12 protein-coding genes are annotated in these 13,752 nt (G+C 46.3%); all 12 read right to left on the bottom strand.

The window, feature by feature from the left end; genetic code table 11:
• Positions 1 to 3 precede the first annotated feature (3 nt).
• The 12 genes from WKT20_RS05250 to WKT20_RS05195 all read right to left on the bottom strand — a co-directional run bounded on the left by WKT20_RS05250 (position 4) and on the right by WKT20_RS05195 (position 13,678).
• A complete protein-coding gene (locus WKT20_RS05250; protein WP_340416981.1) occupies positions 4 to 3,048 on the bottom strand; it encodes a SusC/RagA family TonB-linked outer membrane protein in 3,045 nt (1,014 codons plus the stop codon).
• 244 nt (positions 3,049 to 3,292) lie between these two features.
• On the bottom strand, positions 3,293 to 4,711 hold the full coding sequence (locus WKT20_RS05245; RefSeq protein ID WP_340416980.1) for an NADH-quinone oxidoreductase subunit N: 1,419 nt from the start codon (positions 4,709 to 4,711) through the stop codon (positions 3,293 to 3,295).
• Positions 4,712 to 4,735: 24 nt separating this feature from the next.
• Positions 4,736 to 6,217: a complex I subunit 4 family protein gene (locus WKT20_RS05240; protein WP_117701912.1), complete on the bottom strand. Its 1,482-nt coding sequence runs from the start codon at positions 6,215 to 6,217 to the stop codon at positions 4,736 to 4,738.
• 21 nt (positions 6,218 to 6,238) lie between these two features.
• A complete protein-coding gene (nuoL, locus tag WKT20_RS05235) occupies positions 6,239 to 8,128 on the bottom strand; it encodes an NADH-quinone oxidoreductase subunit L (protein WP_340416979.1) in 1,890 nt (629 codons plus the stop codon).
• 26 nt (positions 8,129 to 8,154) lie between these two features.
• Positions 8,155 to 8,472 (bottom strand): NADH-quinone oxidoreductase subunit NuoK, encoded by a 318-nt coding sequence (gene nuoK / locus WKT20_RS05230; RefSeq protein WP_007557857.1) that lies wholly within the window; start codon positions 8,470 to 8,472, stop codon positions 8,155 to 8,157.
• Between the two features lie 12 nt (positions 8,473 to 8,484).
• Entirely contained in the window at positions 8,485 to 9,000 is a 516-nt protein-coding gene (locus WKT20_RS05225; protein ID WP_007557855.1) for an NADH-quinone oxidoreductase subunit J family protein, read from the bottom strand.
• A gap of 16 nt (positions 9,001 to 9,016) precedes the next feature.
• Positions 9,017 to 9,466: a 4Fe-4S dicluster domain-containing protein gene (locus WKT20_RS05220; protein WP_007557854.1), complete on the bottom strand. Its 450-nt coding sequence runs from the start codon at positions 9,464 to 9,466 to the stop codon at positions 9,017 to 9,019.
• Positions 9,467 to 9,482: 16 nt separating this feature from the next.
• Positions 9,483 to 10,574: an NADH-quinone oxidoreductase subunit NuoH gene (nuoH, locus tag WKT20_RS05215; RefSeq protein WP_340416978.1), complete on the bottom strand. Its 1,092-nt coding sequence runs from the start codon at positions 10,572 to 10,574 to the stop codon at positions 9,483 to 9,485.
• A 56-nt stretch (positions 10,575 to 10,630) separates the two neighbouring features.
• A complete protein-coding gene (locus tag WKT20_RS05210; protein ID WP_040312285.1) occupies positions 10,631 to 12,250 on the bottom strand; it encodes an NADH-quinone oxidoreductase subunit C in 1,620 nt (539 codons plus the stop codon).
• A 26-nt stretch (positions 12,251 to 12,276) separates the two neighbouring features.
• Positions 12,277 to 12,858 (bottom strand): NADH-quinone oxidoreductase subunit B, encoded by a 582-nt coding sequence (locus tag WKT20_RS05205; RefSeq protein WP_007557848.1) that lies wholly within the window; start codon positions 12,856 to 12,858, stop codon positions 12,277 to 12,279.
• Positions 12,849 to 13,199 carry an NADH-quinone oxidoreductase subunit A gene (locus WKT20_RS05200; RefSeq protein ID WP_117671405.1) on the bottom strand — a complete coding sequence of 117 codons (351 nt, stop codon included), beginning with the start codon at positions 13,197 to 13,199 and terminating at the stop codon, positions 12,849 to 12,851. Before WKT20_RS05200 ends, WKT20_RS05205 begins: the two co-directional genes overlap by 10 nt.
• A 116-nt stretch (positions 13,200 to 13,315) precedes the next feature.
• On the bottom strand, positions 13,316 to 13,678 hold the full coding sequence (locus tag WKT20_RS05195) for a hypothetical protein (protein WP_040312284.1): 363 nt from the start codon (positions 13,676 to 13,678) through the stop codon (positions 13,316 to 13,318).
• Positions 13,679 to 13,752 lie beyond the last annotated feature (74 nt).

The raw sequence follows: 13,752 nt of genomic DNA, 5'->3' as shown, positions 1-13,752 counted from the left end.
TAATTAGAAGGTTAAATTGATACCGAACATGAATTTACGTGTAGATGGATAAAGGTTTGCTCCTGCAGTACCGATTGACTTGTAGGTACCGGTAGTTTCATCGTAATATGCCGGGACTTCAGGGTCGATTCCTGAGAATCCTGTAAGTGTAAATACATTTTCAGCTGTGAAATAAATACGCATGTTCTGGATATAATATTTAGACAGGTCTAAATTATAGCCAATAGACAGAGAACGCAGTTTCAGGTAATCTCCATCTTCCAGATAACGGGTAGATGCCTTGTTTGAGTTGCTCTTGTTTCCGTAAGAGGCAGCAGGATGAGTGGCAATATCGCCTTCTTTTTCCCAGCGTGACCAACCGTCAATCAGCTTCATCTGGTTACGGTCTGTATAGGCACCATCTGAGTCGTATTCCTGGCGGGAATAGTTATAGATTTTACCTCCGAGTGAGAATCCGAATGAAGCGTTCAAGTCAATGTTCTTCCATGTCAGAGAGGTATTGAATCCACCAAACAGTTTTGGTGAAGTAGCTTCTGTCATTACTTGTTTAGCTTCAGAATAATTACTGGTTGTTTCTCCGCTACCATCGTTTTTATACCACAGAGGAGCACCGTTTTTCGGATCAACTCCTGCCCATTCGCGCAGATAGTAACGGTCGGTGCTATAACCTACCTTCAACACTTTTTCTGCTGCTCCGGCGATGCTTGTATCGTTACCTCCACCACCGATAATCATCATGTTCGGGTCGTCACCATACAGCTTTTCAAGCTTGTTCTTGTTATAACCCATGTTCAGGTCAAGGCTCCATAACCAGTCTTTTGTACGGATAATGTCTCCACCAATGGTGATTTCAATACCAGAGTTGCGCATTTCTCCTACGTTCTGCCAACGACTGGTGATACCTGTCAATCCGGAAACCGGAACTTGGTATAAGATGTTGGAAGTGTATTTGTTATAGTAGTCGAATACGAAGCGCAGACGGTTGTTGAAGAAGTTAGCATCAATACCTACTCCAGCGGTATAAGTCTGTTCCCAAGTCAGGTCCTTGTTGCCAACCTGGCTGATAAGAATAGCAGGAATACCATTGTAGTTAGAAGAAACAGAGTACAAGCCGTATTGCGGATATTTAGAGTATGGAATATTACCTACTGAACCATAAGATGCACGTAACTTTAATACGTCTACCCAGTCGGCTTTGAACCACTTTTCGCGGTTGATGTTCCATCCTGCACTGATTGAGAAGAAGTTACCGTATTTCTTATCATCTCCAAAGTTTGAAGCCCCGTCTCGGCGAAGAGATACTTCTGCAAGATAACGGTTGTCGTAAGTATAGTTTGCCTTGGCAAAAACTGACTGTTTAGCCCATTCAGTAAGGTTTCCTCCAACTTCTTCAGGGGTAGCGGTTGCATCCAGTACCTCAAAGCCAGAAACGATACCAGTACCTTTGGCGTTGATTACTTTGGCAGATGTATCCATAAATTCATATGCCAGCAATGCCTGTACGGAGTGTTTTCCGAACATCTTGTTGAATGTCAGGTATTGGTTGGTATATCGTTGTATGTTGTTGGTCTGTTCTTCTTCTACGCGTCCTTGTACCCCAGAAGCACTGTCTGTACGTGGGTCTGTATAAGTAGCCTGGAAGTAGCCTGTCCAACGGTAGTTATTGACAGATGTGAAAGTCAGCCAGTCGGTAATTTTTATATCAAAGTCAAAGTTTCCGGAGAACTCGTATGTTTTTCTTGCGGTATGATTTCCGTAAGAAATGGAGTTCAGATAGTTCAGGTCAGAGCTGTCCACCCATCCGCTATAACGGTCGGGTACCAGGTTGCCATCTTCATCATATGGGCTATCCCAAGGGAACATTGTATATTTAGCAGTATAATCATATTGGGAATCATCCGTATTTTTCATCGAACCGGATATGTTCGGTTTGATAGTCAACCATGAAAATGGTTTGTAGTTGGAACGATAACGGAAGCTGTATCTGTCGTATTTGTATCCTTTTACGGTTCCTTCTTCGCTATAATATCCTAAAGAGAAATAAGAGCTCATTTTCTCGTTTCCTCCAGATAATGAAATATTATAGTCTTGCGTAAATCCAGCTTGTGATGCTAGTTCTCCCCAGTCGAAATTCGCATTTCTTAGTTCGGGGTTCCAGCGTGAGAATTTGATGTCTTCCTGATTTGGGAAAGATGCATAGTAGTCGTATAGCTCTGCTCCGTTCATTACTTCCATTTTTCCGTTTGTCATGGTGCTGGCACCGAGTTTGACCGAAGCATTGATTTTCATTTTTTCGCTTTTTCCCATTTTGGTAGTTACAATGATAACACCATTGGCACCTTGTGAACCGTAAATGGCAGTTGAGGCAGCATCTTTCAATATGGTCATGTTTTCAATGTCCGATGGATTTAATACACCAGGATCTTCACCTACGATTACTCCATCTATAACCCATAATGGAGAGGTGCTTCCGCTCAGAGTCGCACGTCCACGGATTTGTACCGCTCCATTAGAACCCGGTTGTCCTGAACCTGGTGCCACGTATACTCCAGATACTTTACCGTTCAGCATATTTTCAACGGTCGGGGTAGTAACATCTTTCAGTCTGTTTTCCTTCAATGTAGACATGGCACCGGTCAAACTCTCCTTTTTCTGTACACCATATCCTACTACAACTACTTCATCCAACGTTTCGGTATCTTCGTGTAACTTGATGGTTTGTTCGCTGGTGGTAGCTGCTATTTCTACTGTTTTGTAGCCGATAAAAGAAATTTGGAGTATGGCACCGGCAGGAGCATTTAGTTCATATTTTCCGTCAATGTCAGTGATAGTTCCGTTAGTGGTTCCTTTTACAAGTACATTTACTCCGATAACAGGCTCGCCGGTTGTAGCATCAATTACTTGTCCTTTTAATTTTTGATCTTGTTGCTGAACTGCCAGATTTGTACCGGCTGTAGAAGAAGTTGCAAGCGCAGGCAAAGAAGTGCAGAATAGGGCACTTGCCAATACAATACAACTGCTTTTTGCAAAACATGTTTTTGAACTCATAGTAGATTAGTATTGATAATGATTTTATATTATATTTTAGTCCAGTGGCAAATGTAATATTTTTTTATAAGACGCAAATATTTTGGAATAAATTTATTTTGTGGTTCCCTATTTTTTAAAAAGTAAACATAACCATTTTGGTTAAAAATATTTTATTGTTTTAGACTTGTTCAGTTAGAATAAATAAAAAGGCTATCTCATTATGAAACAGCCTTTTCCCATTTCTTTAGTTAGAATATTTAGATCAGAATCCCAGTCCAGCTACATGATTAAGCAGTTCATACACTCCACTGCAGATACCCAATACAATGACTCCGATAAGGCAGATAAACAGACCTGTACGGGCCAGAGCCGGTGTGCGGAAGGTGGCTACCGGTGCATCGTTTGGAGTGATGTACATGGCTTTCACAATCAGCAGGTAATAGTAGAGTGAAATAATCGTATTTACCAATGCCAGGAACACTACCAGCCAGTGACCGCTATGGAAAGCAGAGGCAAATACAAAGAATTTAGAGAAGAATCCGGCAAACGGAGGGATACCGGCCAGTGAGAACAGCGCCAGTGTCATAACGAAGCTCAGGCGTGGGTTGGTCTTGTACAATCCGTTATAGGTGCTTCTGTCCACCTTTCCTCCAGTGTGCTGCTCTATGGTGCTGATGACACCGAACACAGCCAGGTTGGCTACGATATAGACCACGATGTAGTACACCAGTGAAGCCATTCCCTGTTCATTTCCTCCCAGTACGGCCAGCATGATATAACCGGCCTGTGAGATACTACTGTAAGCCATGAAGCGTTTCAGGTCTTCCTGAAGGATGGCAAAGATGTTGGCAATGGTGATGGTGACCACAATGACGATGCTCAGCAAGAGACTCCAGTCGGCTACCATCTGTCCGAATACTTTTACCAGGATGCTCATCAGCGCAAAGGCGGCTGCACCTTTGGAGATGACTGACAGGTAAGCCGATACATTGGTCGGAGCTCCCTGATAGGTATCGGGTGTCCACATGTGGAAGGGCACGAGACTCAGCTTGAAGCCCAGTCCGGCAAAGAAGAACACCATCGCCATTACCTGGAGCGGGGTTCCGGTCAGGGCTGTGGTGATGTCGGCAAAGTAGGTGGTACCGGTTGTACCGTATACCATGGAGATGCCATAAAGCATCAGGGCAGAAGAGAACATGGAGTTCAGGATGAACTTGGCTCCTGCTTCCGCGCTGTGATGACGGTATTTGTCGAAAGCCACCAGACAGGCCATCGGGATACTGGCCAGTTCCAAGCCTACGTAGAACAGAATGAAACTGCCTGCGCTGACCATGAAATACATACCCAGCAGCGTGCTGAGTGTCAGCATATAGAATTCTCCGGCTTTGTGACGGGTATCTTCGCGTGAGAGCCATTCCCCTGACTGCAGGAATACGAGCAGTGTGCCGGCAGTCAGTATGGTTTTTACAACAGATGCCATTTGGCTGGCATGATACATTCCTCCAAAGGCTTCTCCGCTGGCGGGTACAATGTTTAAGACCAGTTGTACGACCATCAGTGTGCAGGCCAGCGTCTGAAGCGGCTTGTGATTAGGCGTTTTCAGTATCAAGTCTGCCAACAGCATGAAGAGGATAATGGCGACCAGGCTTATTTCAGCCTGCATGGTTAATAATTCGCTCATATAATTTCTTTTAGTTTATTCAGGTTATCGGATAAGTTGGCTGATAATAGGTTCTACGCTTCCGCTGATGACATGGCTGACCCAGTAAGGAGCGAGTCCCAGTCCGGCTACAGCTATAATCAGGCAGATTACGGCAAAGCGTTCGTCCCAGGTAGCGTCGGTCAGTTTCAGGTGTTCCGGATTCTGACAGGTACCGTACAGGATTTTTCCTACTACACGCAGGATGTACACGGCCGTGATGACAATACTCATCGTGGCGATGATGGTACAAGTGCGGTGGAACAGGTCCGGATTCTGGAATGAACCTACGAATACGGTCATTTCAGCCACGAAACCGCTCAGACCAGGCAGACCTAAGTTGGCCAGACCGGCAATGACATAACCCACGGCCAGGAAAGGCATGATTTTCATCAGTCCGCCCAGACAGCGGATGTCACGGGTGTGTGTACGGCCGTAAATCATACCGATAAGGGCAAAGAACAAGGCGGTCATCAAGCCGTGGCTCAACATCTGCAGGATGGCACCGGTAGCACTTACACGCGTCATCATCAGCAGAGCGAACAATACCAGTCCGCAGTGGCTTACAGAAGAGTAGGCGTTGATGTATTTCAAGTCGGTCTGTACTACGGCACTGAACGCTCCGTACACCACGGAGATGGTGGTCAGTACCAGGAAGAAATCGCCCCAGATAGCGGCACCGGTCGGCATCAGGTACATGGCGATGCGGAAACATCCGTAACCTCCTAATTTCATCAATACACCGGCGTGCAGCATACTTACGGCCGTGGGGGCAGAAGCATGACCGTCGGGGCTCCATGTGTGGAAGGGGAACAAGGCACCCAGCACACCGAATCCTAGGAAGACCATCGGGAAGAAGATACGTTGCATTTCGGTCGGTATCTTGTGCTGCACGATTTCCAGGATATTCATCGTCTCGGCTCCGGCTCCGTAGTAGATGCCCAGGATACCAATCAGCAGGAAGGCAGAACCACCCATCAGCATCAAGGTCAGCTTCATGGCAGCGTATTCCTTGCGGCCGCTTCCCCACACACCAATCAGCAGGTACATCGGAATCAAAGCCACTTCATAGAACATGAACATGGTGAACAGGTCGGTTGAGATGAAGAATCCGAATACTCCGGTGCTCAGCAGGGTGAACCACAGGAAATATTCTTTGGTGAGCGGTTTCAGCTTCCAGGAAGCGAATGTACCGGTAAATACGATGATGGCACTCAGCAGCAGCATCACTACGGAGATACCGTCTACTCCTACAGAGTAACAGATGTGAAGCGGGGCATACCATACGATGCTGTCTGTGAAAAGCATTTCAGCTGTAGCTCCCGCATGGCGCTGTCCGATGTAAGACACCGTGAGGTAAGCCGCAAGTGCCAGCAATAAAGTGGAACCGGCCACCATCACTCCTCTGACTTGATTGACGTTGCGGGCAATCCATAGTCCCAACAACATCAGCAGGGGTATCAATACGAAAAGACTTAATATATTCATAAGCGTATAAGTTCTTCTTTTTTAGTTCAACAGCAAGATAATTGTCAGGACAATGATTCCTGCCAGGAAATAATGCGTGTAGGTTTGTACCTTTCCACTTTGTATGGGCTGTACGGTTTCTCCGGCTGCGTTGGTACCCCAGGCCATGAAATTCATGAACTGGTCGATGACGTGGCGGTCAAACCATGCCAATGGAGTAGAGATGCAGCGGAAGATGATTTTCTTGGTCACGAACAACCAGATTTCGTCCATGTAGAAACGCTTGTAGGCCGCACGGTGCAGAGTGCTGAAGCGTGTAGCGAGCATGTCGGCTACAGGTTGCTGTTCGCGGGCGTACATCCAGGTAGCCAAGGCAATGGCGATGACGGCAATAGCGATACTCGTACCGGCTACTGTCCAGTCGAGGTGGATGTCGTAGGATTCACCGTTGGCTGAAACGAAATGTCCGAAAGGAATAAAACCGGCTACGATGGTGACCAGCGCCAGGAACATCAGCGGGAAAGTCATGGTCAGCGGACTTTCATGCGGCATGTGGTGTGCATGCAGTTCCTTGTTTTCCTTTCCCCAGAAGATGCAGTAGTACAAGCGGAACATATAGAAAGCAGTCATTCCGGCAATGATGGCCATAATCCATCCCATCACGGGGCTGTACTGGAAGCAGGCGGTCAGGATTTCATCTTTTGAGAAGAATCCGGAGAACGGAGGGATACCTGCGATGGCCAGACAGGCAATCAGGAAGGTGATGTGGGTAATCGGCATGTATTTGCGCAGACCGCCCATGGTTTCCATTTCGTTGCTGTGTACGGCGTGGATGATGCATCCGGCTCCCAAGAAGAGCAGGGCTTTGAACATGGCGTGTGTGAACAGGTGGAACATACTGGCCATGTAACCTAAACCGCCTTCGTGCGGGTTGGCAGCCGTGCATACACCCAGTGCCACCATCATGAAACCAATCTGTGAGATGGTAGAGAAGGCCAGCACACGTTTGATGTCACTCTGTGCACAAGCTACGCTTGCGGCATAGAATGCGGTGAAAGCACCTACCCAGGCTACCAAGTGGAGTGTGTGCGGCGCGAAGCTGATGAACAAGGGGAACATACGGGCTACCAGATACACTCCGGCTACTACCATGGTAGCGGCATGAATCAGGGCAGATACCGGTGTCGGACCTTCCATGGCATCCGGCAACCAGATGTGCAGCGGGAACATGGCACTCTTTCCGGCACCACCGATGAACATCAGTCCCAATGCCCAGGGCAGCACAATTCCGGCCTGCATCAGGCGTTCGGTTCCAGGGTTGAAGGTGAAAGTCTGCATGTAGTATCCGTAGATAAGGATACCAATCAGGAAGCCCAAGTCAGCAAAACGGGTGACGATAAAGGCCTTCTTGCTGGCAGCGATTGCTTCCGGTTTGGTGTAGTAGAAACCAATAAGCAGATAGGAAGACACACCTACCAGTTCCCAGAACACATACATCTGGAAAATGTTGGTAGCTACTACCAGACCTAACATAGAGAAGGTAAACAACGACAGAAAAGCGTAGTACCGCTGGAAGCCGACTTCACCTTTCATGTAGCCGAAAGAATAGATATGTACCATTAGTGACACTGTGGAAATAACCACCAGCATCATGACGGAAATCGGGTCGAGCAAAATGCCCATGTCGATATGAAGGGAGGAAGTGAACGGCAGCCATTCAATGTTCCACGGAGTCAGCGTAGGGTAGAGGCCTTCGGCAGTACGTGGAGCAGAGAAATAATTGAATGCCGTCAGATAGCTCAGCACGGCTACCGCTCCTAACGATAGGGTACCGATTGTGCCTGCTACTCGATGAGGCATTTTCATGCCGGCCAATGCCAGAACCAGGAAGCTCAGCACCGGGAGGGCAAGTATCAGAATTGTATAATCCATAAGCAATTGAATAAAATGTGAGAAAGTTATCCTTTCAAGTCAGTAATATCATCGGTAAGCACCTGTTTCAGGTTGCGATACACATTAATAATGATGGCAATGGCTACAGCCGTTTCAGCTGCGGCAATGGCTATGCCGAACAGGCTGAAGAAATGGCCTTCCAGTTGTCCGGGGAAAAGATAACGGTTGAATACCGCGAAATTGATGTTGGTTGCATTAAGCATCAATTCTACCGAAATCAGTAAAGCCAGCAAGTTTTTGCGGGTAAAGAATCCGTAGATGCCGCAAAACAACATAACGGTACTGATGACGAGGTAGTGAACTACATGAATTTCTATTTCCATAATCTTACTGTGTTATTTTTGTTTACGTGCAATCAGTATCGCACCAATCATACAAGCTAAGAGCAATACACTGACTACCTCAAATGGTAATACAAACTGGTATTTCCCTGTACCAATCAAGGCATGTCCGATGTTTTCTACCGGAAGTTCGACTCCCTGTGGAATCAGGTTCAGGGCAAATCCATTGGTCATAACTAAGAAAAGCACGAGAGCTGCACCGATAACAATGGTCAGCAATACACTGATGAGCTTGGCGCGGTTTATTTTGTACTTCATATTCTTGTCCGACTGGGTCAGCAGGATGGAGAATACATACAGCACCACGATACCTCCGGCGTAAACCATCAGCTGTACAGCGCTCAGGAAGGTATAGCCCAGGATTCCGTAGATGGCTCCCGTACCTAAAAGAACGAACAGCAGATAAGTAGCGGCACGCAGGATTTTTCCTGTAGTGACAGCTAAAATGGAACAAGCAATGATACAGGCTCCTACGATATAAAATACGATTTCTTGAAGTGATATATTCATATCCGTTTCGTTTTATTTATTTCTTGTTCAGTGTCATGACGAGTTTTTCTTTCTGGAATACTGCATTCTCAAAGTCATTCGTAAACTGAATGGCATTGTGAGGACAGGCATTGACGCACAGCATGCAGAACATGCAAGAGCCTAAGTTGTACTCGTATTTCACCAGGAATTTTTTCTTTTTACCGTCTTCCGTCTCACGCATTTCCGTGGTCAGCCGGATGGTGCCGTTCGGGCAGCTCATCTGACAAAGTCCGCAGGCAATGCAATGGTGATTTCCTTCTTCATCCACCGGCATCACCAGCATGGCCCGGTGACGTTCCGGAATGTGAAGTGTAGTATGGCGGTTTTCAGGATACTGTTCGGTAATTTTCTTCTGGCAGAACACTTTCATGGAAGTGCGCATACCTACCAGCAGACTCTTGACTCCACCGACATATCCTTTTAAATATTCTTTAAATCCATTCATAGTCAAAATTTTTTAATCAAAATGTCAGACCAAATACTTTGCATACGGTCATTAATAACAATACGACCAGCGAGAGCGGCATCAGGTATTTCCATTCCAGTGTCAGTACCTGATCGATACGCAAACGGGGGAAGGTCCAGCGAATCCACATGAGCAGGAAGACGATGAAGAAGGTCTTTCCAATGAACCATACAAATCCGGGGATGTAGTCCATCACCATGTTCAGTCCGTCGAGTCCGGCAATGTGCAAGGGCATCCAGCCTCCCAAGAACAGTGTAGTGGCGATACCGGCAGTAATGAACAGGTTCAAGTATTCGGCCAGATAGAAGAAGCCGAAATGCATACCCGAATATTCCGTGTGGTATCCGGCGGTCAACTCCTGTTCTGCTTCTGCCAAGTCGAACGGACCGCGGTTAGCTTCCGCGTTTCCGGCAATCAGGTAGATGACGAAAGCCATGATGGCAGGAATGTGTCCTTTGAAAATGTTCCATCCGTTGGCCTGACCTTCTACGATGGTCTGAATATCCATGGCACCACTCATTACGACCATGGTCAGTACGCTGAGGCCGATAGAAAGCTCGTAACTGATAATCATGGCTCCACTTCGTATGGCACCAATCAATGTATATTTGCTGTTACTACTCCATCCGGCCAGCAAAATACCCAATACACCGATGGAAGAAGCTGCCAGCACAAAGAAGATACCGATGTTCATGTGAAGGATTTCTCCACCTTTATTCCATGGAAGACAAGAGAATGTCAGAATGGAAGCAAGAATTACCAGGAACGGAGCCAAAGCATAAAGAAAATGGTCGGAATGCTTCAGGCTGATGATTTCCTTGGTAAGGATTTTCAATACGTCGGCAGGTACTTGCAGCAAACCTCCTTTTCCTCCTACACGGTTCGGGCCGATACGGCACTGGAAAGCCGCACAGACTTTACGTTCCATGTAGATAAGAATGATGGCCAGTACCGCGTACATGACGAGGATAAATACTCCCACAGCGAGTCCTTCCAATGTAAGTGCCAGCCATTCAGGCATTACACTGCAAAGGAATGCATGAATCTGCATGAGCAGCGGGCTGAGATTATAATAATCTAAAAACATAATTCTTTTATTTTTTCAGTTTTCTGTAATGATTGTTCCTGAAGTTTGTGTGGAGATTAACGGTCAATGTCAGGGATGACAAAGTCGAGTGTACCTCCAATGGCAATTAAGTCGGCAATTTTAGCTCCACGGCAAACGGTATCCATGGCGTGAACCAACGGAAGTCCGGTGGAACGATAGTGCAGACGGTAAGGAACTTTATCACCATGGCTCTCCAATATCACATCAAACTCACCACGACTGGTTTCTACTGATGAAGTGAATACACCCTCCGGCAACTTGATGATGGGTTTGGTCTTGGCACGGAATTCTCCTTCCGGAATATTGTCAATCAGTTGCTCGATGATATGGCAAGACTCCATGATTTCGTCCATACGTACCATGTAACGGGCAAAGGAATCACCTTCCGTGTACACAATCTCCTTAAAGTCCACCTTGTCGTAGAGTGCGTACGGATGATGCTTACGCACGTCGTTGGCCCATCCGGAAGCACGTCCGGTACCTCCTGTACATCCCAGTGAGATGGCATCTTCCTTTGACAAAACTCCTACACCTTTCAGACGGGTATCGGCAATGACGTTTGAAGTAAAGATGTCATGATAGTCCTGAATTACACTGCGCAGGTGTTTGATAAAGTCTTTCACCTTCTGCTGGAAGGTAGGATGGATGTCAGCCTGTACACCTCCAATCATGTTGTAGTTCTGAATCAGACGGCCTCCGGTAGTTTCTTCAAAAATATCCAGAATCATCTCACGTTCACGGAAACCATAGAAGAAAGGAGTCAGTCCACCCATATCCATGACCAGACAGGAGTAGAACAGCAAGTGTGAGTCGATACGCTGCAACTCGTCCATGATGGTACGGATGTACTGGGCACGTTCCGGTACTTCTATTCCGGCAGCTTTTTCAATACACATACACAACGCATGGCGATTCTGGTGAGCACTCAGGTAGTCCAGACGGTCGGTCAAAGCTAATGTCTGCGGGTAGGTGAGGCTTTCGTTCATTTTTTCGATGCCTCGGTGGATATATCCCAGTATCGGGTCAATCTTGCGGATGTTTTCTCCTTCAAGAGAGGTACGCATACGCAATACACCGTGTGTAGAAGGGTGCTGCGGCCCGATATTTACTACAAAATCATCTTCTCCAAACACCACGTTCTTACGGCCTTCAAGTGTGCCGTCGGGGCGGAGAAAGTATTCATCTGTCATATCGGCATTTTCCTCGTTGTCCATCCGAAGTGGGTTGGAGTTCATGTCATAATCCTTTCGCATAGGATAGCCAATCCAGTCCTCACGCAAGAAGATACGGCGCATATCCGGATGATTCAAGAAGCAGATACCGAAGAAGTCGTACACTTCACGTTCTTTAATCAGAGCGGTTTTCCACAAGTCGCTTACTGTGGGAAGTAATGCCTTTTCACGGTCTGTTGTTACCGCTTTGAGTGTGATTCTTGCACCTGTGCGGGTAGATTCCAGTAAATAAAGCGCACCCAAGCCTTCTTCACCCCAGTCCATTCCTACGATGTCGCGCAAGAAATCCATCGGGTTTTCTTTGTCATTCAGTAGTGTCTCAGCTATCTGGTGTAACTTTTCTGCCGGAACTTTTACGACAGTCTCTCCTGTCTGGCTGATTTCGGCTTCAGGAATAATGCTTGTTATTTTTTCAATTTCCATTTGCATTTTTTCTTTTTACGTAGGGTTTATTCCTCTTTTTCTTTACGGTTCACTTCTCCTAAGAAGCGCTCCACCTTGATTTTACGTTGGAGTTGCATCATGCCATAGAAGAAAGCTTCCGGTCGGGGAGGACATCCCGGAATGTACACGTCTACCGGAATAATCTTGTCGATACCGTTTACTACGTGGTAAGATTTGATGAAAGGACCTCCGGAGATGGTACATCCACCTACTGCTACTACGTATTTAGGTTCGGCCATCTGGTCATACAGACGTTTTAATACCGGAGCCATTTTGTGTGTGATGGTTCCCAGCACCATGATCATATCGGCCTGACGAGGAGAGTTTCGGGTTACCTCAAACCCGAAGCGGGCCATGTCATAACGGGCTGCGCCTAATGCCATAAATTCGATGGCACAACAGCTGGTTCCGAACGTCAGACTCCAGAGCGAATTGCTTCGTCCCCAGTTAATCAGTTCGTCCACTGTTCCCAGTACGATTCCGGCACCGTCCATGTTCAGACGACGTACCATGTCTTCCAGATAATCATTGTTCTTGAAGTCCTCATACTCCATAGAACGAATAGAGGTAGCTTTTTTTACTTCCATTCAAGAGCTCCTTTCCGCCAGGCGTATGCCAGGCCCAAAATTAAAACTACCAGGAAGAAACCTACACTGACCAGTGCATATACTCCTACCTGGCCGGCCACTACAGCCCAAGGAAAGAGAAATACCGTTTCAATGTCGAACATCAGGAACAAGATAGCAAACAGGTAGTAACCTGCCTTGAATTGCACCCATGATTGTCCACGCGTAGGAATACCACATTCGTACGGTTCTCCTTTCTGCGGATTGAATGACCGTGGAGCAAGTAATTTTGCGATGGTCATTGCTGCCACAACAAGGACGATAGCAGTCAGAATAACGACAATAATAAATGTAAAAAACATATATCTAAGAATTTTTGATGATACATATAGATGGCAAATTGCTTCCGTTACACCGCAAGCCTCTGTCTGCAATGTATCGGAACAATCTATTTTAAACTGTTCTTAGTTAGATAGTATTAAATAAGGATTTTTTTGAGGGTATATAAATAATAGAATTTATCTAATTGTGTATAAGGATGTGTGGAATATACAGAACAGACCAGCCCTAAATGTGTGGGTGGTCTGGAAATAAAGTCTTGTCCAAACGAGAATACCGGCAAGAAAAACTTACCGTCCAGGTTTTTCTGGGTTTGTATGAATAAAATTTTCTGCGGAATATCTGCTTGTCTGTTGGCTATCAGAAAGTCAAGCGTTTTCGAAGGAATATTGTCCGGATGCTGGTAGATGAAATCAGCCGATTGGTTTTCCTCTGTTGTATTGTTCTCATTGAGCACGGTGGAATAAAGCGCAAAGAAGTTTGCTCCTACGAGTACGCTCATAAGAGTAATTAGGGATATACAAGCAAAAATCTTCCACTTATTCATGCTAATACCTTCAAAAACGCTACAAAGGT

The sequence above is a fragment of the Phocaeicola sp. ICN-14070 genome, assembly GCF_037892625.1.
GTDB classification, from domain to species: domain Bacteria; phylum Bacteroidota; class Bacteroidia; order Bacteroidales; family Bacteroidaceae; genus Phocaeicola; species Phocaeicola plebeius.
The sequence above is the reverse complement of the archived record's forward strand: the minus strand, read 5'-3'. Positions and strand labels throughout refer to the sequence as shown.

Coding starts and splice junctions, on each gene's coding strand:
- WKT20_RS05250 (WP_340416981.1), bottom strand. CDS start 3,048: ATGAGTTCAAAAACATGTTTTGCAAAAAGCAGTTGTATTGTATTGGCA.
- WKT20_RS05245 (WP_340416980.1), bottom strand. CDS start 4,711: ATGAGCGAATTATTAACCATGCAGGCTGAAATAAGCCTGGTCGCCATT.
- WKT20_RS05240 (WP_117701912.1), bottom strand. CDS start 6,217: ATGAATATATTAAGTCTTTTCGTATTGATACCCCTGCTGATGTTGTTG.
- nuoL (WP_340416979.1), bottom strand. CDS start 8,128: ATGGATTATACAATTCTGATACTTGCCCTCCCGGTGCTGAGCTTCCTG.
- nuoK (WP_007557857.1), bottom strand. CDS start 8,472: ATGGAAATAGAAATTCATGTAGTTCACTACCTCGTCATCAGTACCGTT.
- WKT20_RS05225 (WP_007557855.1), bottom strand. CDS start 9,000: ATGAATATATCACTTCAAGAAATCGTATTTTATATCGTAGGAGCCTGT.
- WKT20_RS05220 (WP_007557854.1), bottom strand. CDS start 9,466: ATGAATGGATTTAAAGAATATTTAAAAGGATATGTCGGTGGAGTCAAG.
- nuoH (WP_340416978.1), bottom strand. CDS start 10,574: ATGTTTTTAGATTATTATAATCTCAGCCCGCTGCTCATGCAGATTCAT.
- WKT20_RS05210 (WP_040312285.1), bottom strand. CDS start 12,250: ATGGAAATTGAAAAAATAACAAGCATTATTCCTGAAGCCGAAATCAGC.
- WKT20_RS05205 (WP_007557848.1), bottom strand. CDS start 12,858: ATGGAAGTAAAAAAAGCTACCTCTATTCGTTCTATGGAGTATGAGGAC.
- WKT20_RS05200 (WP_117671405.1), bottom strand. CDS start 13,199: ATGTTTTTTACATTTATTATTGTCGTTATTCTGACTGCTATCGTCCTT.
- WKT20_RS05195 (WP_040312284.1), bottom strand. CDS start 13,678: ATGAGCGTACTCGTAGGAGCAAACTTCTTTGCGCTTTATTCCACCGTG.